Raw genomic sequence first — 24,089 nt, 5'->3', positions numbered from 1 at the left:
TGAGAAAACAGTGACAGAACTTGTTTTTCCTTGTAAAGTAGACCAAGTGGTAATAGAAAGATTGATGTCTAACAAGATATTTGGCTTGCTTTATACAGGGAAAGCTCGCTTTTTTAGAGCTTTTATGGTAAAATGGCGGTTAAGAGGTTTATGATGGAAAAATTTCGTTTTACTCCAATCCATTTTGTAATCATGGGCGTTATTTCCTTTGGAATTTTAGCTATTTTATTAAGAGTTCTTGGTAGCGGCATTTTGATGTTAGTTGTGCTTTTTTTGGTGCTGGCTATTTTGATTTTTCTATTGATTTTCCAACAAAAAAGTTATGAACTTAATGAAGTAGAACAAATCCAGTATGTAAACAATCAAGCAGAAAACAGTTTGGCGTCATTACTTGAAAGGATGCCAGTTGGTGTTGTGAAAGTAGACCAAGCATCTGAAAATGTTGAATGGTTTAATCCCTATGCAGAGTTGGTTCTCACCAATGAAGATGGTGAGTTTGATATGGATTTACTGCAAAAAATCACTAAAATACCATTTGAAAATACAGGATCGTATGCAACGATTGGTGATACCAAATATTCAGTGTATCTGGATCAGGCTTCGAGTGTGTTTTACTTTTTTGATGCGTCTAGCGAATATGAAGCAACTACAGAACTCGTGACGACAAGACCAGTTATCGGTATTGTTTCAGTTGATAATTATGATGATCTGGAGGATGTTGTGTCAGATTCAGATATTAGTCATATTAATAGTTTCATCGCAAAGTTTGTTGCTGAATTTGCCGAAAAATACGCCATGTTTTCTCGTCGTGTGGGGATGGATCGTTTTTATATTTTTACAGATTACACAGTTTTGGATCAGTTAATGCAAGATAAGTTCACAGTGATTGATCAGTTTAGGGAAGAGGCGAAAAAGCGGGAAATTCCTCTTACTTTAAGTATGGGATTTTCGTATGGAGATAGCAATCATGAACAGATTGGTAAAGTAGCTCTGTTAAACTTGAACCTTGCTGAAGTTCGTGGTGGTGATCAGGCTGTTGTAAAAGAAAATGATGAGTCAAAGAATCCAGTTTATTTTGGTGGTGGATCAGCTGCATCTGTGAAACGGACGCGTACTCGCACGCGCGCTATGATGACTGCTATTTCAGATAAGATTAAAAGTGTGGACCAAGTTTTTGTGGTTGGGCATAGAAATTTGGATATGGATGCACTGGGCTCTGCTGTTGGAATGCAAGTATTTGCTAGCAATATTATTGATCAGATCTATGCTGTCTATGATCCTCATCAAATGGCTGCTGATATTGAGCGAGCAGTTCATAGATTGCAAGATGAAGGAGAGACCAATCTTCTTTCGGTCGCTGATGCGATGACAATGGTAACGAATCGCTCTTTACTAATCATGGTGGATCATTCAAAAACAGCTCTGACCTTATCAAAGGAATTTTATGATTTATTTCATCAAATTATCGTCATTGACCACCATAGAAGAGACCAGGATTTTCCAGAAAATGCCATTATTAGCTACATTGAAAGTGGAGCAAGCAGTGCTTGTGAATTAGTGACAGAATTGATTCAATTCCAAAATTCTAAGCATCGACGTTTGAGTAAAATGCAAGCTAGTGTATTGATGGCTGGAATTATGCTGGATACGAAGAAATTTTCTTCGCGTGTCACTAGTCGAACATTTGATGTAGCAAGTTATTTGCGCACGCGTGGAAGTGACAGTGTAGCCATTCAGGATATTTCTGCCACAGACTTTGATGAGTACCGTGAGGTGAATGAGCTAATTTTAAATGGTAAGAAAATCTTGCCAAATGTACTTGTAGCCACTGGAGCAGAAGAAAAATGCTATGATACAGTTGTTATTAGTAAAGCTGCAGATGCTATGCTAGCTATGTCGGGAATTGAAGCGAGTTTTGTTGTCAGCAAAAATAAACAAAATAGTATATCGATATCTGCTCGTAGTCGTAGTAAAATCAATGTACAGCGGATTATGGAAGAGCTTGGTGGAGGCGGTCATTTTAATTTGGCAGCAGCGCAAATTTCTGACCAGACAATCGCACAAATCATCCAACGGTTGAATGAAATTATTGTTCATGAAGTACTAAAAGATAAGGAGTTAAAGAAATGAAAGTAATTTTTTTAGCAGATGTTAAAGGAAAAGGGAAAAAAGGCGAGATTAAAGAGGTGCCAACTGGTTATGCACAGAACTTTTTGATTAAAAAAAATCTTGCAAAGGAAGCAACTGCTGCAGCTATTGGTGAACTTCGTGGTAAACAAAAATCAGAAGAAAAAGCGCATGCAGAAATGTTAGCTGAAGCACAAGCCATTAAGGAAAAGCTGGAAGCAGAAAGTACAATTGTTGAATTTACTGAAAAAGTAGGACCAGATGGACGTACTTTTGGTTCTATTACCAATAAAAAAATTGCTGAAGAATTACAAAAGCAATTTGGAATTAAGATTGATAAACGATTGATTCAAGTCAAGAATCCTATTCGTTCTGTTGGCTTGATTGATGTGCCAGTGAAAATTTATCAAGATGTGACTAGCGTTATCAATTTACGTGTAAAAGAAGGCTAATAAAGAAGATTATTTTTTGAGAGAGGAGGTCTTATGGCAGATATTGATGAATTGCGAGTACAGCCGCAAGACATTTTGGCAGAACAATCTGTTTTAGGTGCGATTTTTATTGATGAGAGTAAGCTAGTTTTTGTTCGTGAATATATCGAGCCAAACGACTTCTTTAAATATGCCAATCGCTTAATTTTTAAAGCGATGATTGATTTGGCAGATCGAGGTGATGCCATTGATGCAACGACTGTTCGTAATATTTTAGACAGTCAGGGTGATTTGCAAAACATTGGTGGTTTGTCTTACTTGGTTGAAGTTGTAAATTCAGTGCCGACTTCTGCCAATGCTGAATATTATGCTAAAATTGTAGCAGAGAAGGCTGTTCTGCGGCGGTTAATTTCACGTTTGACAGACTCTATCAACCTAGCTTATGATGGTGCTAGTCCTGCAGATGAAATCATTGCTGGAGCGGAAAAAGCGTTAATTGATGTTAGTGAAAATGCTAGTCGAAGTGGTTTTAAAAATATCAAAGAGATTTTGAATCTTAATTTCGGTAGTTTGGAAACACGCTCCCAACAAACTTCTGATATTACAGGGATTGCGACAGGTTATCAAGATTTAGATCATATGACGACTGGTCTCCATGAAGAAGAGCTCATCATTGTGGCAGCTCGTCCTGCGGTTGGTAAGACTGCTTTTGCCCTCAATATTGCACAAAATATTGGAACCAAGTTAGATAAAACAGTTGCTATTTTTTCTCTAGAAATGGGTGCCGAGAGCTTAGTAGACCGGATGTTGGCGGCTGAGGGTTTGATTGAATCGCATTCAATCCGAACGGGACAATTGACAGATGAAGAATGGAGCAAGTATGCGATTGCACAAGGAAATTTAGCAGAAGCTAGCATTTACATTGACGATACACCAGGAATTCGGATTACAGAGATTCGTTCACGTGCTCGAAAATTAGCGCAAGAAACAGGAAATCTTGGCTTGATTTTAATTGATTACTTGCAATTAATTACAGGGACTGGTCGAGAAAATCGTCAACAGGAAGTTTCTGAAATTTCTCGTCAATTAAAGATTTTAGCAAAAGAGTTGAAAGTTCCAGTCATTGCGTTGAGCCAGCTTTCGCGTAGTGTGGAGCAACGTCAGGATAAGAGACCAGTTTTGTCAGATATTCGTGAGTCTGGTTCAATTGAGCAGGATGCGGATATTGTAGCTTTTCTTTACCGTGATGACTATTATGAACGGGGCGGTGAAGAAACTGAAGGGATTCCAAACAACAAAGTCGAAGTGATTATCGAAAAGAACCGTAGCGGTGCACGTGGTACGGTGGAATTGATTTTTCAAAAAGAATACAATAAGTTTTCAAGTATTTCTAAGAGAGAGGAATAGATAATGAGTGATGCATTTACAGATGTTGCAAAAATGAGAAAAATTAAAGAAGAAATCAAGGCCCATGAAGGAAAAATGGTAGAAATGACTCTTGAAAACGGTCGTAAACGTCAAAAAAATAAGCAAGGTCGTTTAATCGAAGTCTATCCTTCTTTGTTTATCGTTGAATATACCAACAATAGTAGTAATCCAGGTGAAATTGAAAATACTTACGTCGAATCCTATACTTATTCGGATATTTTAACAGAGAAAAACTTGATTCGGTATTTAGATTAAGATAAATTTATTTTAATGTAATGCGGCTGGAGTAAGAAATGATTAAAAATCTAATTTTTGATTTTGGCAATGTTTTAATTGAATGGAACCCTGCTAAGATTTTAGCTGCTTTCGTAGAGGATGAAGAAGATCGTAAGCGTGTCAAAACGGCTGTTTTTGGCTCGGGAATTTGGGCTCAGACGGATATTGGAGAATTAAGCTTGAAACAAGCCATTCGGAAAGCTCAAAAATTGCTAGACGGTTCGTATGCTCCTACTGTTGAAGCTGTTTTTACTCGTTGGTATGAGGTAATAGATAGCTGTTATCAGCTACAAGAGAAAATTTTTGAATGGGTTCAGATGGGGTATAGTATTTATATTTTATCTACTACCAGTGAGATCTTTTATATAGTTGAAAATGCCGGTTTATTACCAATGACAAAAGTATTGACGGGGAAAATCCTTTCTTATGAAGTAGGATGTGCAAAACCAGATAAAAGTATCTATCAAAAATTACTGACCCAGTATACATTGCAAGCTAGTCAATGTGTGTTTATAGATGATCTACAGGTTAATCTAGATACTGCTAAAAGTCTGGGGTTTGAAACTATTTTAGCAACATCTGAACGGCAAAATATAATTGCGATAGAGGAATTATTGAAAAAGAAAGGTTCTTTCCATAGAAAGAAATAATCTGACAAAATCCGTCTTTACAGATAGGATTTTTTTTGATATAATGGCTTTTGTGTGAAATAGCAGCAGGAGAGCATGAAGCTCGTCAACAGAACATAGCTATAAAAGTAGCCTTGGCTGTTTAGGCGAAAATGTTCTGCACGAATCAGGGCTTTCTAAGTGACTATTTCCTCAAAAATACTTTATAGGAGGACATTTTTATGTCACGTTATACAGGACCATCTTGGAAACAAGCTCGTCGTTTGGGTCTTTCTCTTACTGGTACAGGTAAAGAATTGGCTCGCCGTAACTATGTACCTGGTCAACATGGGCCAAACAACCGTAGCAAATTGTCAGAATACGGTTTGCAATTGGCTGAAAAACAAAAACTTCGTTTCACTTACGGTGTAGGTGAAAAACAATTCCGTAACTTGTTCGTACAAGCTACTAAAATCAAAGGTGGAATCCTTGGTTTCAACTTCATGCTTCTTTTGGAACGTCGCTTGGATAATGTTATTTATCGTCTTGGACTTGCAACTACTCGTCGTCAAGCTCGTCAATTCGTAAACCACGGTCATATCCTTGTTGATGGAAAACGCGTTGATATCCCATCATACCGCGTAACCCCAGGTCAAGTGATTTCAGTTCGTGAAAAATCATTGAAAGTACCTGCAATTCTTGAAGCGGTTGAAGCAACTCTTGGACGTCCGGCATTCGTATCGTTTGATGCTGACAAATTGGAAGGTTCATTAACTCGTTTGCCAGAGCGCGACGAAATCAACCCAGAAATCAATGAAGCGCTTGTCGTTGAATACTACAACAAACAACTTTAATCTAAGACTTATCCGAAGTTGGGAAGACTCCCAGCTTCTTTTTTATGACTCATTGAAAATATCAAAAAAGAGAAAACGAATTTGAACTGCACCCCAAAAGTTAGACAGAAAAAGGGGGTCAGTACAGTTGTTTTCTCTTTTCTAGTTTTAAAAGTGATGAGCATTTTTGTCTTGAAGTTTTTCTCATTTTAACACTAAATGGCTTTATTCGTTAATATTTGAATAATCTTGATAGTAGCAAAATAGAATTATCTTCTAATCCAACATTTTTAAAAGAAAATCTGCCATTTGTTCAGGGCTCTCTTTTTTCCCTCTAGCAATCCACATTTGACAAACCCCAAAAAAGGCGTTTGTCAGGTAAACATAGCTATATTCTTTCTCCACTTGGCTGAGTAGTTTGCTACTGAAGCGCTCTTGTAGGTCTTCAGCCAGCATAATTTGAAATTTATGACGTAAAAATGTTTGGATTTCTTTTGTTCCGTTTTCTGTCAATAAAGCAGAAAGGAGGGATTCGGGTGTGAGAAAATCAAAAACTTCTATAATCGCGCTACGCTTGTCTTGAGCATACTTCTCAAAAATGTATTCTAACTTATGGAAAAGTTTCTGTTGATAATGCTCAATCATATCATATTTATCTTTGTAGTGTGTATAAAAACTGCTGCGACTGATACCGGCCGTTTTTGTCAACTTGACAGTGCTAATCTGATCGAATGATTCGTGTTTAAGCAGATCGACCATTGCATTTTCAATAATCATTTTCGTTTTTTGACGTTTGTTACTTTCTACCATATGCCTTTCCTCTTTTGAACAATTTTATACAACATGTATAAAAATGAATTTTTTCTCTTGTGAAAAATTTCAGAAACTGTATAATCTATTATATCAAATATTTAGACACTCTGTATAAAAATATTTCAAAAATTAAAATTTTTATACAGAGTGTCTAAGATAGAGGAGAAAAAATGTTCAACGAATGGAAAGCAATTTTTAAAAAACCACTCTTCATTATTGTCATGATTGGTGTTTCCTTGATTCCGGCTCTTTATAATGTTATTTTTTTGAGCTCAATGTGGAATCCTTATGGAAAAGTATCGGAATTACCAGTAGCAGTGGTGAATAAGGATCAACATGCAAGATTTAACAGTAACACGTTGTCTGTTGGGGATGATATGGTGAAAAGCCTTAAAAAGAATGATGCTTTAGATTTTCATTTTGTATCTGAAGTAAAGGCAAAGAAAGGTTTGGAGAAGGGTGATTATTATATGATTATCACGCTTCCGAGTGATTTATCCCAAAAGGCAGCTAGTATTCTGGATAATAAACCACAAAAAATGCAGATTGATTATCAAACGTCTAGTGGACATAGCTTTATTGCTAGTAAGATGAGTGATTCGGCTATGACGCGACTTCAACAAACTGTCGCAAACAATGTGACCAATACGTATATGACTTCTCTTTTTAAGAGTATGAATAAATTGAGAAAAGGTATGACAACAGCTGCTTCTGGTAGTGGTCAACTCGCTTCTGGTGGTCAACAATTGAAAGATGGTAGTCAAACCTTGACAGATAATTTACAGACTTTATCTAGTTCTAGTATGACGTTTGCGGATGGTGCTAATACATTAACGACAGGTTTGGGAACGTATACTCTTGGTGTGCGTCAGTTGTCAGACGGGATTGGTACCTTGTCAACACGCCTTTCAGCTTATACATCAGGTGTCGGTCAATTAGCTTCTGGCTCAACAACATTATCAAAAGGGTTGACAGACTATACAAATGCTGTTGGTCAGTTGGCGGACGGTTCAGAACAATTTTCAGATGGCTTAAGCGACTATACTAATAGTGTGGCAAATCTTGCAGGTGGTGCCAATCAATTAAATGACCAATCAAAAAATTTATTGGCAGGAGTCAATCAATTAACCGCTTCTAATGAGGAAATTCAAAAATTATCAAGCGGTGCGCATCAACTAGCTACGGGTCTGAACACTTTGATGGCGACTGTTAAACAATCTGGTATAACAGCTGAGCAAGTTCAAAAACTACAAGCTTTGCAAACAGGTTTAACTGCTGTTCAAACTGCTCTGTCAACAGGTTCAGACTTGTCAGCTGCTAAAGCGAGCATGACAACTGCTTTGAATGATATGGAAACAACTGCAAATATGCTTGTCAATAGTGTTGCGACAGATAAGGCTACGATTACAAATAACGTAGCTGCTACAGCTGCTTATCAAAAATTAAGTGCTAGTGAACAAGCAGAAATCAATACCGCTATTTCACAAGCTCCAAGCCAAACTTCTACAGCCGTGACAAAGATGTTGACAACGATTCAAGCGCTCAAGGCGCAAGTGGAAAATTTGCCAGATCAATCTTCTAACCAACAAAGCATCGCTGTCATCGAACAAGCCAAAGGTGCTCTTTCAAGTCTCCAAACGAGTGCACAACAATCTCAAGAAAGCATTCTTGCGGCATTACAACAATCAACTACAGGTGCTAGTCAAGTGGCAGCAGGAGTTGACCAATTGCAAAGGAGTTTAGCAACGGGTGCTGGTCGATTGGTGAAAGGTGTGACAGACTATACAAATGGAGTGGCTCAAATTACGGCAGGAGCTAACACCTTATCTAGTCATAACGAGCAACTAACATCTAGCATGGCGAAAATTAGTTCAGGTTCTAAGGTTTTAGCTAGTAAAAACAGTCAATTGACATCTGGAATGGCAAAGGTTGCTTCTGGAGCCAATCAATTAGCTGGTAATAATGGTCAAATTGAGGCGGGCTTGGCAAAATTGGCAGACGGAGCCAATCAATTAGTTAGCAATTCTGCGGCACTAGTGTCAGGAGTAGATAAGTTGTCTGATGGTGCTGGTAAAATAGCAGATGGTTCTACGAAGCTGGCGGATGGTAGTTCAATGATGACGTCTAATTTGGGAAGGCTGGTGTCGGGTGTGGACACCTTGACAGCAGGTTTGACAGATACCAAAAATCAATTATCTATGGTGACAACCAATAAAGCCAATGCTAAAGCTCTCGCAAATCCATTGACAACGAAGAAAATAGATAAAGACCATGTTGGTAAAAATGGTATCGGTATGGCTCCATACATGATTTCTGTGGCACTTTTTGTAGCAGCGATTTCAACCAATATCATTTTTAACACGTTGCCTTCTGGTAAGAAACCTGAGACACGTATGGAATGGCTGAAAGCACGTATTCAGGTCAATGGCGTTATTTCTCTCTTGGCAGGTTTATTGGTGTATGGTGCAGTGCACATGATTGGCTTGACTGCCAATTATGAATGGGCGACGCTTGGAATCATTCTTTTAACGAGCATGTGCTTCATGGCGGTGGTGACGGCTCTGGTAACGTGGAACACTAAGCTTGGTGCTTTCACTTCTTTGATTTTGTTATTGTTGCAACTAGCCTCTAGTGCAGGGACTTACCCACTTCCGTTGACGGACAAGATTTTCCAAAATATCAATCCTTGGTTGCCAATGAGTTACTCTGTTTCGGCTTTGCGTCAAACAATTTCGATAACAGGGAAAGTCGGTGGACAAGTTGCCTTCATGACAGTTGTTCTGCTGCTCTTTGTCGGTCTTGGTTTCTTGGTCTACAGTCCGAATAAAAAAGAATTAGTCTAATCTAAAAGCTCTTGTATCTTGAATACAGGAGCTTCTTTTTTAAATTAAACCAAAGTGAGCAAGGGCGTGTGGAATGCCATTTTCATCATTAGAGCGCGTGATGAAAGTGGCTGCTTCTTTGACGGTTGCTTGGCTATTGCCCATTGCAATTGAATAATCCACTCTTTCAAACATTGATAGGTCATTGAGTCCGTCTCCGAATGCGTAAGTCGGTGCTTCGTCTGCCAGCAAGGTCAGCAGGTGCTGAATCCCAGAGCCTTTGTTACAGCCGTGCGGCGTGATGTCTATCGAGTAGGGGCTGTTACGGAAAAAGTGGAGTTCAGGGATTTCTGTCTGATACTGGGTGTCTTTTTCAGGCTCCTCACTAAAAATGAGCAACATCTGACAAGGCTGGTTTTGGTAAATGGTCGGTCCAACTTGGGGCAGGTCTTGATGGAAATAACGGAAATTCTGCTGAACAGTTGAACTGAGTGCTGTCACACGCATTTCTCCTTGTGAATAAAAACCGAGGCCGTGCTTATTTTCTTTTGCCAATTGCAGGAGTTTGAGAATGCTGGTTTGTGCAATCCGTCCTTCAAACAGGAATTGCTTCTCATGGAGAATTTCCATTCCGTTTAGCAAAATGGCAGAATGAATCCCAGCGTCTTCCAGAACCGTTCCCATTTCTCCGCGGCCACGTCCGGTACAGACAATGGGAAGAAAGCCATTGGCTCGTAGTTGAGCAATGGCTCTTTTATTTTCTATCGGAACTTGTCCCTGACTATTTACTAAAGTACCATCAATATCAAAAAATACAAATCCGTTGTAAGTCATTTACTTCTCCGTTTCTATTGAAGTGGTTGAAATTCCATGTGAAATATGAGAGAAATAGGAAGTACGATGCTGTTTGACTTCTTCTTTCAAGTTTTCGAGCAAGGTCGTTTCTTCTGTCAGCTCAAGCAACTGGAGCCCCTTCTGGATAAGAGCGTCGTCTCCTTGGCAAATACCCAGGCGAACCTGAGCAAACCCGAGTTTGTCGTATCGTTTTGTTTGCTTGGCGAGCGGTAAGATCATCTCGGTGATACGCTGGCAATCGTCAAGGCGGTTGTTGTAAAGGTAGATGGTCGAAAGGTTGGCTAAAATGGAGAATTGTGTACTGTGAATTTCTTTGTAATGCTTATACTTGTTGAGACTGGCTAAGATTTTTTCCGTTATATTTTGAATGGTTTCTAGTGGGAAGAAGTAAAGAATAACACTTAGTAAATTTAAGTCACTTTCATAAAAAGTATCTCGTTTTTCTAAATCTGTCCATAACTGTTGGGCTAAAACTTGTGCTTGACTACTGATTTTATTTTTTCTAATTTCAATTAGTATATTTGCCATACGCAAAATATTGCTAACGGGAATATCATGATGAGCTTTCAAGTAGTCCTCACACTGTTTGGTTAAATCCAATAATTGTTCTGTTTCAACGACAGACAAATAATTTTTAAATTGTAAGATGATCTTCATTCTGGGATTTGAATGATAATAATCACAAATATATTCAAATTCCCCAAAGCTCATGTCAATCTGGTGGAGCAGAAATTCCATAGTTTCATAGCTGGGAACGGAATGATTGCTTTCAAATTTTGATAAATTTGAACGAGAGATCCATTCTCCACAGACTTCTTGCTGAGTAATGCCTTTTGATTTTCTGATATTTTTATAAACGGTACCAATATCCCAACGCATAATGTTCTTCCTTTATTTTTTTGTGAAAATAGTAGACGTTTTGTGAATGTCTGTCCATAATATTGTACCATATGAGCAGAAGGAGAGAAAGCGATGAAGAAAAAACTATTTTTGAATCTGATATTTATTGCTATTGTTGCTGTATCTTTAATACCGTGGGTACCAATTGGATTGGGACAATATTAGAATTAAATGCATTTAAACTGAAGAATAGAGGTGAAACCAATGTACTATAAGTATTGATGTAATTAGTATTGTTTTTTTAAAAGTATTTGTCTTTATAAAGAAAAAGGTATATACTATGAAAAAATTATATAAAATTTTCCTTACGATTGCAGCAGCTTTTATGATCGGTGCAACAGTTATACCGTCCTCAACTTCTGTTATTTATGCGAATAGTATGAAATATGAAGAAGTAGTTCCTTTCCGGGATCGAGGTGTATGTGGAGATATGAACAAGAATAGCTATACTTACAAAAGATATTGTTTGAAAGATGGGAGTGCTTCGGCTACTCTTACACCAGCGCAAAGAGATTGTTTATGGGCTTTAGGGCTTGGTGTATTTAGCTTTTCAACCACATGGTATTCTCTGCTTATGGCGTATGGACCAGTAGTATATCAATGCTTAAAAGCATAGCGAAATAGACTTATTATTTCTGTGTTAAAAAAGGAGTGAAAATAATGGAGAAAAAATATTCTTTTGACAAATACTTTTATAAGAAATATCATTTCTATTTTTATACAATTGTATTGATACTGTACTTTTTATATTTCTCACATGATGATGTGATAGGTGATATTCTATTTTTGGGAGCATATATAATTCTGCTTTTAACGACAATAATAAAAAAAATCCCAAAAGATTAAGGAGAATTTTTATGAAATGTATTCGCATGAGTCTATACTTCATTATTATTTGCACAACTCTCTTTTTCCTCTCTGCATGCACCTCTTTATCACAAGCTTCTGAAAGCTCTACAGTTTCAAGTGTTTCTCAGGTTTCAACAAGTGAAAATGAGGTAGAACACGATTTAAAATTGACAAAATTATACAAAGAAATTGTAAAGAGCTTTCAAGAGACGAATGCAGAAAATGTTTTAAACAATAAATTAACAAAGGGAAATTTGCTCTATTTTGGTCGTGAGACGTGCCCGTTTTGTAGAGAATTTCTTCCGGTCTTGAAAGAAACATCAGACTTGTATCATACGCCTTTTAAAATTTATTACTTAAATACAGAAGATTCTCATAAGAATTCTCAAATAAAGAAAGCTATGGAAAAATATAATGTGACTGGTGTACCTACGCTGATTTATTTAAAAAAAGACAATGGTTTTGAAGTCTTGAATGAAGAGCAGACGACTTTACCAGAATGGTTTAATATAATAATGAAATATTGAACTTTTTCAAAAAACACTCCTCTTTTTCAGAAAATTTCCCATTCATGTTATACTAAATGAGATGATTTTTCATTCGTTTGAGGGTCAGATAGCTTGCTTTAAAACAGGTTTGCTTTGTCCGAGGGTCGGACAGCTTGCCTTAAAACAGGTTTGCTTCATCCGAGGGTTGGACGGCTTGCCTTAAAACAGGTTTGCTTCATCCGAGGGTCAGACGGTTTGCCTTGAAACAAGTTTGCTTCGTCCGAGCCTCGGACAGGATAAAGAAAAGTCATTCATCTTATCTGAGGGTCAGATAAGAAAAAATATTTTTTTAATAAGGAAAGGATTTTATGCCAAAAGGAAAGTTAGTTAATGTTCAGGTGAGCAGTCTCCGTCATGCGGAATTCACGCAGTTTATCACTCGTTTTTTAGATGATGTGGAGAAAGAAGCGCTCGACTTTAAAAATGAGGATGTCATTACCGCTCTCGTCAAGAAGATAAAGGCAGCTTTGCCTGCTTATCAAGCCTCTCTCGGTCAGATTCGGGCGAGTGAAAAGTCAGCTTCGATTAGTGCGGCTGACGAATTGCGCGACGCTGATTTGCAAGCTCTTCGCGATGCGCTGAAACCTTATCGGGCAGCCAAGCGGGAAGAGGAAAAGGCAGCTTATGCCAGCTTGAAACGCTTGTTTGACCAATACAAAGATGCTCATCAGAAGCATTACGAGGAAGAAACTGCCCTCGTTGTCAGCTTGCTGGACAAGCTAAAGACAGCCCCATATAAGGAGCAAGTGGGGACTTTAGCGCTTGGGAAATTCGTTGAAAATCTGACCGAAAGCCACTCAGCTTTTGAACAACTCTTTGCCTCTCGTTCCCAAGAGAAATTGCAAAAAGTGAGCTATGATGTCAAGCGATTGCGCAAAGAAGTGGCGACGCCTTACCAACAGTTGGCGGACTATGTGGTGATTTTGCACCAAGTCAAAGACGATAGCTTTTATGCGACCTTCCTTTCCGTACTCAATAACAGCCGCAAACACTATGCGGATATCCTTGCCCGTCGCAAGGGCAAAGAGCCTAAAGCAGAAGCAGGAAAAGTAGCAGAAATCAACTAACATTTCTCCTTCATCTTACTTGAAGTTTTTCTGTCAGAGCGGTAGGATAAAGACGAAGAAGAGGAAGAGCAGAGGATTAGAAAGTGTGATGGGATGATAAGATTTCATTTTAATAACGAATTTTGGTTTCGGTGGCGATTTTATCTGTTGAGCATGATGATATTCTTTTCCTCGGTCGATCCTTATGCGAAATGGGACGTATTCAATGTGATTTATTTTACTGTACTGGGAATATTTTTGCTCTTACAGATCTTTGTGCCAGAGTGCTCTCATAAGCGATCTTATCCAGTAGGCAGCTATCATTTTAACTGGGAATTTTATAATGATATTTCCTTGTATATGATGTTTTATTTTTTACGTACTTTCTCTTCTGGTCCAATAAGCGGTGATACCGTGTGGTACTGGATTTTGCTGATAGCAGATATTCTCGTTATTTGTACTTTTCTTATCAAAAGAGAAAAAGCAGAGAAGAGTGAAGAATAAGATGTGACAACTTCTATTTTCTATTTCATTCTACAGACATCTATTAAACACCTCCAGAAAATGGGGGTGTTTTGTTTTCTTTAAGTTTTCTTTAGCTTTCTTTTAAGGATTTGCCCGTAAACTACGTAGATAAAGAACGACAAAGGAGAGCAATCTCATGGCTAAAAAAACATTTAAAGATAAATTTCAACGGATAGAAACCAAGTATGTCATCTCAAAGGAAACGTTGGCAGATTTGCTAAAGGAGTTTGAAGCGTATATGGCAGAAGACGAGCATGCCTATTCAACGATTGGCAACCTCTACTATGACACGCCGACCTATCAGATGATTCGGGAGTCTTTGGAGAAGCCTTATTTCAAGGAAAAATTGCGCGTGCGGACTTATCACGCTAGCCCTCAGGCTGATAGCCAAGTTTTTTTGGAAATCAAGAAAAAAGTGCGTAAGGTTGTGTATAAACGTCGGATTGCGACTGAGTTGTTGACAGCAGAGCGATACCTCGCGGGGGAATGCCAGCTTGAGGATTCGCAAATTAAGAAAGAAATCGAATGGCTCTGCAAGCGGTATGGAGGTGTGCAGCCCATGATGTATATTTACTATAACCGCTACTCTTTAAAAGGTTTGGAAGATTCAAATGTGCGGATTACCATCGATTATGATGTCGCTTATCGAACGAAAAAATTAAGTTTGTTAGCAGGAAAAGATGGCAAGAACCTGCTACCTGACAACCATGTTATCATGGAAATTAAGGTACCTGGGGCGTATCCACTCTGGCTGGCAGAAATTTTGGACTGCTACCACGTTTTTCCAAAATCTTTCTCAAAATATGGAGTCGCCTATAAGAAAACAACAGACTATAAAGGAGTAATCAGACATGTTCGATCAGTTATTTAATAACGTTTTTACAGGAACAACAATTAATCCAGCCAGTATGTTTGGTACGATTGGTGTTGCCCTTGTGCTGGGACTGATATTAGCCAAGGTTTATCAGTACAAAACCATTTACAACAAGTCCTTTATGATGACTTTGGTTATGCTACCGACTTTGATTGCTATTGTCATTTTTTTAGTAAATGGTAGTCTGGGAGCAGGGGTTGCGGTAATGGGAGCTTTCAGCTTGATTCGCTTTCGTTCAGCACCGGGTGGTGCTAAGGAATTGCTGGCGATTTTCCTTGCGATGACGATTGGGATTGCTGTCGGCATGGGCTATCTTATTTTTGCTAGCGTCTTTACAATCATTATGTCGGTGGTTATGTTGTTGCTGGAAACGGTGAATTTTGGGCAGATGAAGCATTCTATGCGTCAAGTGACTGTTGTCATTCCAGAAAGTTTGGATTATGAGATGGTCTTTGATGACATCTTTCAAAAGGCGACCAACTATGTTGAACTGGCAAATGTCAAAACGTCTGATATGGGAAGTTTGTTCAAGATTAAGTATATTGTCCAATTAAATGGTACGATGACAGAGAAAGAATTGGTAGACGCTCTGCGGACGCGAAATGGGAATTTAGAGATTGCCATTAGCTGCTATGTCACAAAAGAAAATGAACTATAAAAGGAGGACAGCCATGAGAAAATCAACCTCAAAACGAAAACAGTTCAAACGTTTGATTCTGCTTGTCCTATTGACAGTTGCTTTGGGAGCATGTGGTGCGAAAAACGGTAGTTCAACCAGTACCAATTCCTCTAGCACCAGTAAGGTAACGACCGTTAAACTGTCCAATTATTTTACTAAGCGTGACCAAGATGCTTCTTATGATGAATCAAAAGCAACTAAGATTAGTCTGAGCGGTTCATCTGCTAAGGCTTCTGGTTCTGGTGCAGAAGTGTCGGGATCTACGGTGACAATTACTAAAGCTGGGACATATATCTTGTCTGGTTCAAGTGAAAACGTTCAAATCATTGTGAAAGTTAAGAAAAAAGATAAGGTTCAGCTCGTGCTGAACGGGGTCACGATGACTGGAACAGATGCTGCAATTGTCGTAGAAAATGCAGATAAGACTTTTATCACTCTTGCAAAAGATAGCAAGAACACTATTTCGGATTCTGCCCATCACAAGAATACAGACTATGACGCTGCGATTTACAGCAAGGACGACCTCACTTTCAACGGTTCTGGTAGTCTGACGGTCGAAGGCAATTATGGCAATGCTATTGAGTCCAATGATGATTTGCGCATTACAGGCGGAACCTACACAATCAAAGGCTATAAAAACGCCCTTTCAGCGAATGACGCAATCAATATCAAAGATGCGACAATGAATTTGACCGCAACGGAAGACGCCATTCACGCGGACAATGATGAAGACACATCGCTAGGCAATTTCTATATCCAGTCTGGAAAGATTACCATTAACGCTGGAGATGACGGTATTCACGCTTCTAATACTGCTCTTATTGACGGCGGTACGATTAAGGTGGAAAAGAGTGAAGAAGCGCTAGAAGGCAAGACCGTAACCATTAACGGTGGAGATTTAGACCTGACAGCAAATGACGATGGTATCAATGCCGCAGACGGTAGTAGCAGCGAGAGCGCTCCGGGACAAGCAACCGCTGGTGTCAGTCTGACCATCACAGGTGGCAAGGTCAAGGTTAATGCCCAAGGTGACGGCTTGGATTCTAACGGAGATTTGACCATTTCAGGTGGTGAAGTCTATGTGGACGGACCGACAAATGGTGGCAATGGCGCTCTTGACTATGACGGTAATGGCACCATTACCGGTGGAACCGTTGTAATGGTCGGCAGCAATGGCATGGCAATGGGCTTTGGATCAAATTCCAAACAAGCTTCCATCCTTGCGAATGTATCAGGTAGTGCTGGAGACAAGGTGACGATTACCGATTCGTCAGGCAAAGAAATCCTCAGCTATACCGCTGCTAAAAATTTCCAATCCGTTCTTGCCAGCTCAGCTACTATTAAAGACGGCGAAAGCTACACCATTACAGTCAATGGACAATCCACGACCGCAACAGCTAGCCTGACCACACAAAATGGAAACGGCATGGGCGGAGGTCCTGGTGGACGGTGATGATAGACAAAAGAGGCTAGGGGAACCCAACCTCTTTCGTTTGACTTTCACAATAAAACCAATCATACAATTTAAGAATAACACTAACGAACTGCTTAAACAATTCCCCTTCCTTGGCCTTCAATATAGCACAATAGCAAAAAACAAGTCTATTTTTGAAGGAAAATATATGCTATAATAAAATTAATGACATTAAAAAACTAGAGTTTCTTGCTCTAGCTTTTTATGTTACTAATTCTTCAAAATATCTCCTATTTCTGCCAAATTATCAACAGTCCAATCTGGAGTTTCTGCTGGGTTAGTTATGTGAGTCAAGCGACTAAAACCCTGCCGGATCCAAATAGTTCGCATACCAAGTTGTTTAGCTGGAAGAATATCATTGTCTAAACGGTCGCCAATCATCACAGCGTGTTCAGCCAAGCAGTTTGCTTGTTGGAGAGCCAGCTTAAAAATGGCTAGATTAGGTTTTGCCAGGCCAACATCGGCAGAAGAAATAATGAGATCTATGTAAGAATCAATACCAAAGTTTCTCAATCTTGCCAGTAGATTCGGTAATTGATTAGCAAGGATACCAATCTTGTAGTGTGAGTGAAGAGTTTTTAGCACATGTTTGCAGCCAGGATATAGCGTTTCTAAATCAGACTTCCAAGACGGACATTTCAAGCCATAATATTTCAGAGCTTCTACATCGCCTTTTTTATTTTCCATAAAATAGTGGATCATAGTTTGATAAAATTCTGCATAAGAAATGTGAGTATCCGCAATAGCCTGCTCAATCCGATCTTGGTAGGCTTTTTCTTCGTTTACCAAAGTTGAGCCAATATCAAAGAATAACCAATGAATCTGTTTCATGCGAAACCTCTAATAAAGATTGATGTCTCCGCTGACAGCTTGGATAGTAAGAGAATCTGTAGAAGCCGTTGCTTGGTGGTGGATTGTGTTGCCAATGATTTGGTGGCTCGGCTGGAGCTGGTCAGAAATAGAAATGTCTCCGTGCACCGTTTCGAGATCATAGCTGAAATCATGGTGCAGCAGATGAAGTGAAATATCTCCGCTAGTTGTTTGAATGAAAGTCTTACCAGCAATTTCTAAAGAATGCGTATCGAAATCCCCTGACACAAGAGACAGCTTACAATCCGTCAATTTGACATGCGCTAGATGAATATCGCCACTGATAAGGGTAACATTGGTTTGTTGCAAATGGCAATGCCGCATAGTCAGATCGCCACTTGCAAGTTCGATATCTCCCTTTTGTGTTTGAAGACGAGAGATAGCAACATCACCTGAAGAAGATTGCAAAGAGAAGACTTGAAGAGGGTTTCCTCTTGGGATTTGAATGCAAACTGGATAACGATCCAGACCATTTTTCATGACATGAATAATCCAGTTCAAACCACTAGAGTTTGCTGCTCCTTTTTCTGTAATGTACCATTTCTTGTCACGAACAATCGAGCTTAACTGGTTGCTGCTCTTTCCGTTGTAGTATTTGATATGAAAGAAAGCATCAGGTGAAGGCTCAATTTGAATATCTTTAGTACTCACATCAATATGCAATTCAGAGACGGTTGAGTAATCTTCAAAGATATAAGTGTCGCTAGCATATTGTGAAGGATGAATATTCGGAGATGGTTGTTTTGCTGGATTATCAGAATTTATCTCTTCTGTCGAATGTACTGAAAGCGAGCGAATAATCTCTTCTGCTGCGTCTCTAGGATCTCCTAACTCTTTAATGACTAGTGCTTCATTTTCAGATCCAGCGTCTTCAAAGTATTCCGTAAAATAATCCATCGCTTCTTTATAGTCTGCCTCAGGTAATGTTTTTAAGTATTTCTCTAATGCGGCTAAATAATCAGTTCTTGTCATGACGAACGCTCCCTTCTATAATACCGTTGACTGTCGCTGTATACACTTTCCACTCCTCCTTAAGGGTACTTAATTGCTCCCGTCCATTTGGAGTAAGAGAGTAATATTTTCGTTTTCGACCTTGATATTCTTGAGAATAAGTTGTTAAGTAACGATTCTTTTCTAACTTTTTTAAAATAGGATATAAGGTTGATTCCTTGATATTGGCAATCAATTTAATCGTTTGGCTAATCTCATAGCCATAGGAATCTTCACTTTCCAAAATCGCTAGAATGAGAAATTCAATCAGGGTAGAAGATGTTGGAAAATACATGAGTCACCTCCTATGTATAATATTTTTATATATAATTTTTCTATACATAGTATAGTGCTTTTCACTTTCAAAGTCAAGAAAATATATAAAATTTTTATATATTTTTAAAATGTAAGTCTAAAACCATTTTCTTTTCTAGTTTTTTGAGACAGCACATCTGTGATTTCTCTAGGTTTGTTGTAAATAAACCTTAATTCTAGCTTAATTCATTAATTAAAGAATGTTTTGTATTGAAAAATTGCGCTAGAAAATGGTAAAATATACTAAGTCTATCTTAGAAGTAAGACAAAAGTGATGAATATAATGAAAAAACATAAAATAATTTTTAAATTTTTTGGGCAGACGCTACTTTATTTTGTGATATTTTTAGCCTTGCTTTATTTCTTTAATTATCTTGGCCAAGGTCAAGGTGGTTTTATCTACAATGAATTTTAGGAGCAGATTGTGACCAATTCAGTAATTAATGATATGATTGAAACGATTGAGTATTTTGCTCAGTCTCAACCAGATTTTCCAGTTTACAATGTCCTCGGAGAAGTTCATACTTATCATGATTTGAAAGTGGACTCAGATTCCCTTGCTGCAAAGATTGATAGCCTTGCGCTTCCTGAGAAATCACCAGTAGTAGTTTTTGGTGGGCAAGAATACGACATGTTGGCGACTTTTGTAGCCTTAACGAAGTCAGGTCATGCCTATATCCCGATTGATAGTCATTCCGCCCTTGAACGTGTGACAGCAATTGTGGAAGTGGCACAACCTAGTCTCATCATTGCAATCAATGAATTTCCACTGAAAGATAAATCGATACCAATTCTTGATTTAGCAACAGTTCAAGCAGCTTTTGCAGAAAAAAAGCCTTACCAGCTTACACATTCTGTTAAAGGGGATGATAATTACTATATCATCTTCACTTCAGGAACGACTGGAAAGCCAAAGGGTGTGCAAATCTCGCACGATAATTTGCTCAGCTTCACTAACTGGATGATTACAGATAAGGAATTTGCGACTCCAGAGCAGCCACAAATGCTGGCACAGCCACCGTATTCTTTTGATTTATCGGTTATGTATTGGGCGCCAACCTTAGCACTTGGAGGCACACTTTTTGCGGTTCCGTCTGCCATTACGCAAGATTTCAAGCAGTTATTTGAAACTATCTTGAATTTGCCGATTGCCATTTGGACATCAACACCGTCTTTTGCAGATATGGCGATGTTATCGGAAGATTTCAACGCTGAAAAAATGCCAAGCATTACGCATTTCTACTTTGACGGGGAAGAATTGACGGTTAAAACAGCACAAAAATTGCGTGACCGTTTCCCAAATGCGCGTATTATCAATGCTTACGGTCCGACAGAAGCAACGGTGGCTTTATCTGCCGTTGCCATAACAGATGATATGCTAGCAAACATGAAACGCTTGCCGATTGGTTATACCAAACTAGATTCACCAACCTTTGTTATTGACGAAGATGGAAACAAGTTACCAAATGGTGAGCAAGGCGAAATTATCGTTTCTGGACCCGCTGTGTCAAAAGGCTATATGAACAATCCAGAAAAAACAGCTGAAGCATTCTTTGAATTTGAAGGGTTACCGGCCTATCATACAGGAGATGTCGGCACCATGACTGACGAAAGTTTACTTCTTTACGGTGGTCGCATGGACTTCCAAATTAAGTTTAATGGTTTCCGCATTGAGCTGGAAGATGTCTCACAAAATCTGAACAAATCCAAATATGTCGACTCGGCTGTGGCTGTACCGCGATATAACAAAGATCATAAAGTACAAAATCTTTTAGCCTATGTTATCTTGAAAGACGGAGTGAAAGAACAATTTGAGCGTGAGATCGACATCACAAAAGCTATCAAGGACGACTTACAAGATATTATGATGTCTTATATGATGCCTTCAAAATTCCTTTATCGTGAATCTTTACCACTAACACCGAATGGGAAGATTGATATTAAAGGTTTGATTAGTGAGGTTAACAATCGATGATGGATTTCATAAGACAGATTCCTCATTTGGAACCGTACGGGGATCCACAATATTTTGTGTATATCATTTTAGCTGTTTTGCCTATCTTTGTTGGTTTGTTCTTCAAAAAGAGATTTCCCATTTATGAGGCCTTAGTTAGTTTAGCTTTCATCATTTTTATGTTAATTGGACCTAAATTAACGCAAATCTATGCTCTACTGTTTTATGTTCTTTGGCAAATGCTTTGGGTTTGGACTTATAAAATTTATCGAAAAACAAGAGATAGTAAGTGGATATTCTATTTACATGTTGCACTCTCTGTTCTGCCGCTTTTCTTTGTAAAGGTAACGCCAGCTATTTATGGTCATCAATCACTATTGGGCTTTTTAGGAATTTCCTACTTAACTTTCCGTTCAGTAGGAATGATGATTGAGCTTCGAGATGGTGTGCTCAAAGACTTTAGTTTATGGGAATTTTTACGTTTCATGCTCTTTATGCCAACTTTTTCAAGTGGACCGATTGATCGCTTCAAACGTTTTAATCAAGACTATGAAAAGATCCCTGAGCGTGATGAATTGTTGGATATGCTTGAGAAATCAGTGCATTATATCATGCTAGGTTTCTTATATAAGTTTATTTTAGCACATATCTTCGGCTCTATGATATTACCGCCTTTGAAGCAGTACGCATTACAAATGGGTGGTTGGTTTAATCTACCAACGCTAGGAGTAATGTATATCTTTGGACTGGATTTGTTCTTTGACTTTGCAGGCTATTCAATGTTTGCCCTTGCTATTTCCAATCTAATGGGAATTAAAAGTCCGATTAACTTTAATAAGCCTTTTATTTCGCATGATTTGAAAGAATTTTGGAATCGTTGGCATATGAGTTTATCATTTTGGTTCCGTGACTTTGTCTTTATGCGTCTGGTTACAGTACTTATCCGAAACAAAGTTTTTAAAAATCGAAATACCACTTCAAGTGTAGCTTATATAATCAATATGCTAGTCATGGGCTTTTGGCACGGAGTCACTTGGTATTATATTGCTTATGGACTCTTTCACGGTCTAGGACTTGTTATCAATGATGCTTGGGTACGAAAGAAGAAGATCATCAATAAAGAGCGGAAAAAGAAGAATTTACCTCCCTTGTCAGATAACAAATGGACGCAAGTAGCGGGAATGTTTATCACCTTTAATGTTGTAATGTTTTCATTCTTAATCTTTTCAGGATTTTTGAATGATTTATGGTTTAAAAAATAAAAAGGAGTTCTCTAATGGATATAAAAGCAGAAGTATTGGAAATTATTGATGAATTGTTTATGGAAGATGTATCAGACATGATGGATGAAGATTTGTTTGATGCAGGCGTTCTGGATAGTATGGGAACAGTTGAATTGATTGTTGAGTTAGAAAATCGCTTTGATATTCATGTTCCAGTATCAGAATTTGGTCGCGACGATTGGAATACAGCTAATAAAATTATTGAAGGTGTAACGGAGCTTCGTAATGCTTAAACGTTTATGGCTCATTTTAGGTCCGGTTATCTGTGCCTTTTTGATGGTTGTAACCTTACTATTTTTCTATCCAACCAAGCAGCGACATGATTATCAATCTGAAAAGCGCTCAGCCGTTACCCTGACAGCAGGAAGTTTCAAAGGAAGAACACAAAAAGTACGTGCTTTAACAGATAAAAAGCATCGTTTTGTTCCTTACTTTGGGTCAAGTGAATGGTTGCGATTTGATAGTATGCACCCTGCTGTTTTGTCTGAAAAATACAAGCGGAATTATCGTCCATATTTTTTGGGACAACGTGGAGCGGCATCTCTCACACAATATTTTGGGATGCAACAAATGCTCCCCCAAATAGAAAATAAAACAGCTGTTTATGTGATTTCTCCTCAATGGTTTACAAAAAAAGGTTACAGCCCTGCAGCTTTTCAACAATATTTTAATAGTGATCAATTAACTAGTTTCTTGCACCAACAAGAAGGAGACATTGCTGCTCAATATGCGGCGAAGCGTCTCTTGCAACTGTATCCGACAGTAGCTATGAAAGATAATGTAAAAAAAGTCGCTGATAATCAGAAACTGTCAAATTTCGATAAACAGTACATTCGCCTTATAAGCCGCTTGAATAACCGCGAAGACGCTCTTTTTAGCTCCCTTTTTTCCGAACATAATGAGAATTATGAAAAATTAGTACAACCTCAGGTCAATCGATTGCCAGATAAATTTTCTTACTCAGATCTAGAGAAATTTGCGACAAGAGATGCTCAGAGGAATACAACAAACAATGACTTAGGAATTGACAATAAGTTTTATAAACATCGCTTGCGAAAGCGCATAAAGAAACTTAAAGGAACGCAAAAAAGGTTTTCTTATACCAAATCTCTTGAGTATAATGATTTGCAGCTTGTCTTGAATCAGTTCGCAAAGTCAAAAACCAATCCAATTTTTGTGATTCCGCCCGTTAATGCGAAATGGACGGCTTACACAGGATTGAGTCAGGAAAAATACCAACAGGCTGTGAAAAAAATTCGTTATCAACTGGAAAGTCAAGGATTCAAGAATATTGCTGACTTTTCAAACGATGGCGGAAAACCTTACTTTATGCAGGATACGATTCATATGGGATGGCTTGGTTGGCTAGCGTTTGATAAGGCTGTGAATCCTTTTATTTCAAATCCAAAACCAGTTCCTAACTATCAGATAAATAATCGATTCTTTAGCAAAGAATGGGCAAATTATGACGGCGATGCCAAGGATTTTAAATAATCATAAAAAGCTGAGAGAAATCTCAGCTTTTTAGAATGGGAGAAAGGGATGATACGACTTGTAAAAAGAGAGGATTTCTCAGTAGTTTCATTATG

Annotated in this window: 24 protein-coding genes; 18 read left to right on the top strand and 6 right to left on the bottom strand. The window is 38.4% G+C overall.

The features are described from left to right. Positions 1 to 153: 153 nt before the first annotated feature. The 6 genes from H8787_RS09775 (at position 154) to rpsD (ending at position 5,724) form a co-directional block, all read left to right on the top strand. The gene (locus H8787_RS09775; RefSeq protein ID WP_187328384.1) at positions 154 to 2,130 is read left to right on the top strand and encodes a DHH family phosphoesterase; all 1,977 of its coding nucleotides are present in this window, start codon (positions 154 to 156) and stop codon (positions 2,128 to 2,130) included. After that, positions 2,127 to 2,579 (top strand): 50S ribosomal protein L9, encoded by a 453-nt coding sequence (gene rplI / locus H8787_RS09770; protein WP_020998120.1) that lies wholly within the window; start codon positions 2,127 to 2,129, stop codon positions 2,577 to 2,579. Before H8787_RS09775 ends, rplI begins: the two co-directional genes overlap by 4 nt. A gap of 33 nt (positions 2,580 to 2,612) precedes the next feature. Next, the gene (dnaB, locus tag H8787_RS09765) at positions 2,613 to 3,965 is read left to right on the top strand and encodes a replicative DNA helicase (protein ID WP_003071605.1); all 1,353 of its coding nucleotides are present in this window, start codon (positions 2,613 to 2,615) and stop codon (positions 3,963 to 3,965) included. 3 nt (positions 3,966 to 3,968) lie between these two features. Then, entirely contained in the window at positions 3,969 to 4,241 is a 273-nt protein-coding gene (locus H8787_RS09760) for a Veg family protein (protein ID WP_003071603.1), read from the top strand. Positions 4,242 to 4,279: 38 nt separating this feature from the next. After that, entirely contained in the window at positions 4,280 to 4,912 is a 633-nt protein-coding gene (locus H8787_RS09755) for an HAD family hydrolase (RefSeq protein WP_187327961.1), read from the top strand. Between the two features lie 200 nt (positions 4,913 to 5,112). Further along, the gene (rpsD, locus tag H8787_RS09750) at positions 5,113 to 5,724 is read left to right on the top strand and encodes a 30S ribosomal protein S4 (protein ID WP_187327960.1); all 612 of its coding nucleotides are present in this window, start codon (positions 5,113 to 5,115) and stop codon (positions 5,722 to 5,724) included. Between the two features lie 255 nt (positions 5,725 to 5,979). Here the strand turns inward: rpsD and H8787_RS09745 are convergent, their stop codons facing one another. Further along, positions 5,980 to 6,513, bottom strand: coding sequence for a TetR/AcrR family transcriptional regulator (locus H8787_RS09745; RefSeq protein ID WP_003071598.1), 534 nt, complete (start codon positions 6,511 to 6,513; stop codon positions 5,980 to 5,982). A gap of 173 nt (positions 6,514 to 6,686) precedes the next feature. On the opposite strand from H8787_RS09745, the gene H8787_RS09740 reads away from it, so the two are divergent. Next, positions 6,687 to 9,359: a YhgE/Pip domain-containing protein gene (locus H8787_RS09740; RefSeq protein ID WP_187327959.1), complete on the top strand. Its 2,673-nt coding sequence runs from the start codon at positions 6,687 to 6,689 to the stop codon at positions 9,357 to 9,359. A 39-nt stretch (positions 9,360 to 9,398) separates the two neighbouring features. On the opposite strand, the gene H8787_RS09735 is transcribed toward H8787_RS09740, so the two are convergent. Then, on the bottom strand, positions 9,399 to 10,172 hold the full coding sequence (locus tag H8787_RS09735; protein ID WP_049481271.1) for a Cof-type HAD-IIB family hydrolase: 774 nt from the start codon (positions 10,170 to 10,172) through the stop codon (positions 9,399 to 9,401). Then, positions 10,173 to 11,072: a helix-turn-helix domain-containing protein gene (locus H8787_RS09730; RefSeq protein WP_187327958.1), complete on the bottom strand. Its 900-nt coding sequence runs from the start codon at positions 11,070 to 11,072 to the stop codon at positions 10,173 to 10,175. 301 nt (positions 11,073 to 11,373) lie between these two features. Here H8787_RS09730 and H8787_RS09725 point away from each other — a divergent pair, with 301 nt between their 5' ends. The 6 genes from H8787_RS09725 to H8787_RS09700 all read left to right on the top strand — a co-directional run bounded on the left by H8787_RS09725 (position 11,374) and on the right by H8787_RS09700 (position 17,067). Continuing rightward, entirely contained in the window at positions 11,374 to 11,709 is a 336-nt protein-coding gene (locus H8787_RS09725) for a hypothetical protein (RefSeq protein ID WP_003071588.1), read from the top strand. 241 nt (positions 11,710 to 11,950) lie between these two features. Further along, positions 11,951 to 12,469: a thioredoxin family protein gene (locus tag H8787_RS09720; protein WP_187327957.1), complete on the top strand. Its 519-nt coding sequence runs from the start codon at positions 11,951 to 11,953 to the stop codon at positions 12,467 to 12,469. A gap of 329 nt (positions 12,470 to 12,798) precedes the next feature. Beyond that, entirely contained in the window at positions 12,799 to 13,557 is a 759-nt protein-coding gene (locus H8787_RS09715) for a DUF6261 family protein (RefSeq protein WP_049492402.1), read from the top strand. Positions 13,558 to 14,197: 640 nt separating this feature from the next. Then, positions 14,198 to 14,932, top strand: a complete 735-nt coding sequence (locus H8787_RS09710) for a polyphosphate polymerase domain-containing protein (protein ID WP_187327956.1) — start codon at positions 14,198 to 14,200, stop codon at positions 14,930 to 14,932. Then, positions 14,913 to 15,593 (top strand): DUF4956 domain-containing protein, encoded by a 681-nt coding sequence (locus H8787_RS09705; RefSeq protein ID WP_187327955.1) that lies wholly within the window; start codon positions 14,913 to 14,915, stop codon positions 15,591 to 15,593. Before H8787_RS09710 ends, H8787_RS09705 begins: the two co-directional genes overlap by 20 nt. A gap of 13 nt (positions 15,594 to 15,606) precedes the next feature. Then, positions 15,607 to 17,067 (top strand): carbohydrate-binding domain-containing protein, encoded by a 1,461-nt coding sequence (locus H8787_RS09700; RefSeq protein ID WP_187327954.1) that lies wholly within the window; start codon positions 15,607 to 15,609, stop codon positions 17,065 to 17,067. A gap of 231 nt (positions 17,068 to 17,298) precedes the next feature. On the opposite strand, the gene H8787_RS09695 is transcribed toward H8787_RS09700, so the two are convergent. Genes H8787_RS09695 through H8787_RS09685 form a run of 3 tightly spaced genes read right to left on the bottom strand, consistent with a single transcriptional unit; the run spans position 17,299 to position 19,243 of the window. Further along, positions 17,299 to 17,919: an HAD family hydrolase gene (locus H8787_RS09695; protein ID WP_187327953.1), complete on the bottom strand. Its 621-nt coding sequence runs from the start codon at positions 17,917 to 17,919 to the stop codon at positions 17,299 to 17,301. Between the two features lie 9 nt (positions 17,920 to 17,928). Further along, positions 17,929 to 18,930 (bottom strand): DUF4097 family beta strand repeat-containing protein, encoded by a 1,002-nt coding sequence (locus H8787_RS09690; RefSeq protein WP_187327952.1) that lies wholly within the window; start codon positions 18,928 to 18,930, stop codon positions 17,929 to 17,931. Beyond that, a complete protein-coding gene (locus H8787_RS09685; protein ID WP_003075404.1) occupies positions 18,917 to 19,243 on the bottom strand; it encodes a PadR family transcriptional regulator in 327 nt (108 codons plus the stop codon). Before H8787_RS09685 ends, H8787_RS09690 begins: the two co-directional genes overlap by 14 nt. A 303-nt stretch (positions 19,244 to 19,546) precedes the next feature. Here H8787_RS09685 and H8787_RS09680 point away from each other — a divergent pair, with 303 nt between their 5' ends. From H8787_RS09680 to dltD, 5 genes are read left to right on the top strand one after another with little or no spacing between them, the layout of a single operon-like run. Further along, the gene (locus tag H8787_RS09680) at positions 19,547 to 19,678 is read left to right on the top strand and encodes a teichoic acid D-Ala incorporation-associated protein DltX (protein ID WP_003026731.1); all 132 of its coding nucleotides are present in this window, start codon (positions 19,547 to 19,549) and stop codon (positions 19,676 to 19,678) included. Positions 19,679 to 19,711: 33 nt separating this feature from the next. After that, on the top strand, positions 19,712 to 21,238 hold the full coding sequence (dltA, locus tag H8787_RS09675) for a D-alanine--poly(phosphoribitol) ligase subunit DltA (RefSeq protein ID WP_195405486.1): 1,527 nt from the start codon (positions 19,712 to 19,714) through the stop codon (positions 21,236 to 21,238). Then, positions 21,235 to 22,479 carry a D-alanyl-lipoteichoic acid biosynthesis protein DltB gene (dltB, locus tag H8787_RS09670; protein ID WP_003071567.1) on the top strand — a complete coding sequence of 415 codons (1,245 nt, stop codon included), beginning with the start codon at positions 21,235 to 21,237 and terminating at the stop codon, positions 22,477 to 22,479. The genes dltA and dltB overlap by 4 nt, the downstream gene beginning before the upstream one ends. Before the next feature lie 14 nt (positions 22,480 to 22,493). Continuing rightward, on the top strand, positions 22,494 to 22,733 hold the full coding sequence (dltC, locus tag H8787_RS09665) for a D-alanine--poly(phosphoribitol) ligase subunit DltC (protein WP_006269161.1): 240 nt from the start codon (positions 22,494 to 22,496) through the stop codon (positions 22,731 to 22,733). Then, on the top strand, positions 22,726 to 23,994 hold the full coding sequence (dltD, locus tag H8787_RS09660) for a D-alanyl-lipoteichoic acid biosynthesis protein DltD (protein ID WP_187327951.1): 1,269 nt from the start codon (positions 22,726 to 22,728) through the stop codon (positions 23,992 to 23,994). The genes dltC and dltD overlap by 8 nt, the downstream gene beginning before the upstream one ends. Positions 23,995 to 24,089 lie beyond the last annotated feature (95 nt).

Source organism: Streptococcus sp. NSJ-72, from assembly GCF_014334035.1.
GTDB classification, from domain to species: Bacteria; Bacillota; Bacilli; order Lactobacillales; family Streptococcaceae; genus Streptococcus; species Streptococcus constellatus.
The sequence above is the reverse complement of the archived record's forward strand: the minus strand, read 5'-3'. Positions and strand labels throughout refer to the sequence as shown.

Excerpts from the sequence above, each read along its gene's own strand:
- H8787_RS09760 (WP_003071603.1), top strand. The coding sequence starts at position 3,969 with ATGAGTGATGCATTTACAGATGTTGCAAAAATGAGAAAAATTAAAGAA.
- H8787_RS09690 (WP_187327952.1), bottom strand. The coding sequence starts at position 18,930 with ATGACAAGAACTGATTATTTAGCCGCATTAGAGAAATACTTAAAAACA.
- H8787_RS09735 (WP_049481271.1), bottom strand. The coding sequence starts at position 10,172 with ATGACTTACAACGGATTTGTATTTTTTGATATTGATGGTACTTTAGTA.
- dnaB (WP_003071605.1), top strand. The coding sequence starts at position 2,613 with ATGGCAGATATTGATGAATTGCGAGTACAGCCGCAAGACATTTTGGCA.
- H8787_RS09740 (WP_187327959.1), top strand. The coding sequence starts at position 6,687 with ATGTTCAACGAATGGAAAGCAATTTTTAAAAAACCACTCTTCATTATT.
- H8787_RS09715 (WP_049492402.1), top strand. The coding sequence starts at position 12,799 with ATGCCAAAAGGAAAGTTAGTTAATGTTCAGGTGAGCAGTCTCCGTCAT.
- H8787_RS09755 (WP_187327961.1), top strand. The coding sequence starts at position 4,280 with ATGATTAAAAATCTAATTTTTGATTTTGGCAATGTTTTAATTGAATGG.
- rpsD (WP_187327960.1), top strand. The coding sequence starts at position 5,113 with ATGTCACGTTATACAGGACCATCTTGGAAACAAGCTCGTCGTTTGGGT.
- H8787_RS09730 (WP_187327958.1), bottom strand. The coding sequence starts at position 11,072 with ATGCGTTGGGATATTGGTACCGTTTATAAAAATATCAGAAAATCAAAA.
- H8787_RS09725 (WP_003071588.1), top strand. The coding sequence starts at position 11,374 with ATGAAAAAATTATATAAAATTTTCCTTACGATTGCAGCAGCTTTTATG.
- dltC (WP_006269161.1), top strand. The coding sequence starts at position 22,494 with ATGGATATAAAAGCAGAAGTATTGGAAATTATTGATGAATTGTTTATG.
- rplI (WP_020998120.1), top strand. The coding sequence starts at position 2,127 with ATGAAAGTAATTTTTTTAGCAGATGTTAAAGGAAAAGGGAAAAAAGGC.
- dltA (WP_195405486.1), top strand. The coding sequence starts at position 19,712 with ATGATTGAAACGATTGAGTATTTTGCTCAGTCTCAACCAGATTTTCCA.
- H8787_RS09695 (WP_187327953.1), bottom strand. The coding sequence starts at position 17,919 with ATGAAACAGATTCATTGGTTATTCTTTGATATTGGCTCAACTTTGGTA.
- H8787_RS09775 (WP_187328384.1), top strand. The coding sequence starts at position 154 with ATGGAAAAATTTCGTTTTACTCCAATCCATTTTGTAATCATGGGCGTT.
- H8787_RS09745 (WP_003071598.1), bottom strand. The coding sequence starts at position 6,513 with ATGGTAGAAAGTAACAAACGTCAAAAAACGAAAATGATTATTGAAAAT.
- dltD (WP_187327951.1), top strand. The coding sequence starts at position 22,726 with ATGCTTAAACGTTTATGGCTCATTTTAGGTCCGGTTATCTGTGCCTTT.
- H8787_RS09710 (WP_187327956.1), top strand. The coding sequence starts at position 14,198 with ATGGCTAAAAAAACATTTAAAGATAAATTTCAACGGATAGAAACCAAG.
- H8787_RS09685 (WP_003075404.1), bottom strand. The coding sequence starts at position 19,243 with ATGTATTTTCCAACATCTTCTACCCTGATTGAATTTCTCATTCTAGCG.
- H8787_RS09720 (WP_187327957.1), top strand. The coding sequence starts at position 11,951 with ATGAAATGTATTCGCATGAGTCTATACTTCATTATTATTTGCACAACT.
- H8787_RS09705 (WP_187327955.1), top strand. The coding sequence starts at position 14,913 with ATGTTCGATCAGTTATTTAATAACGTTTTTACAGGAACAACAATTAAT.
- H8787_RS09700 (WP_187327954.1), top strand. The coding sequence starts at position 15,607 with ATGAGAAAATCAACCTCAAAACGAAAACAGTTCAAACGTTTGATTCTG.
- H8787_RS09680 (WP_003026731.1), top strand. The coding sequence starts at position 19,547 with ATGAAAAAACATAAAATAATTTTTAAATTTTTTGGGCAGACGCTACTT.
- dltB (WP_003071567.1), top strand. The coding sequence starts at position 21,235 with ATGATGGATTTCATAAGACAGATTCCTCATTTGGAACCGTACGGGGAT.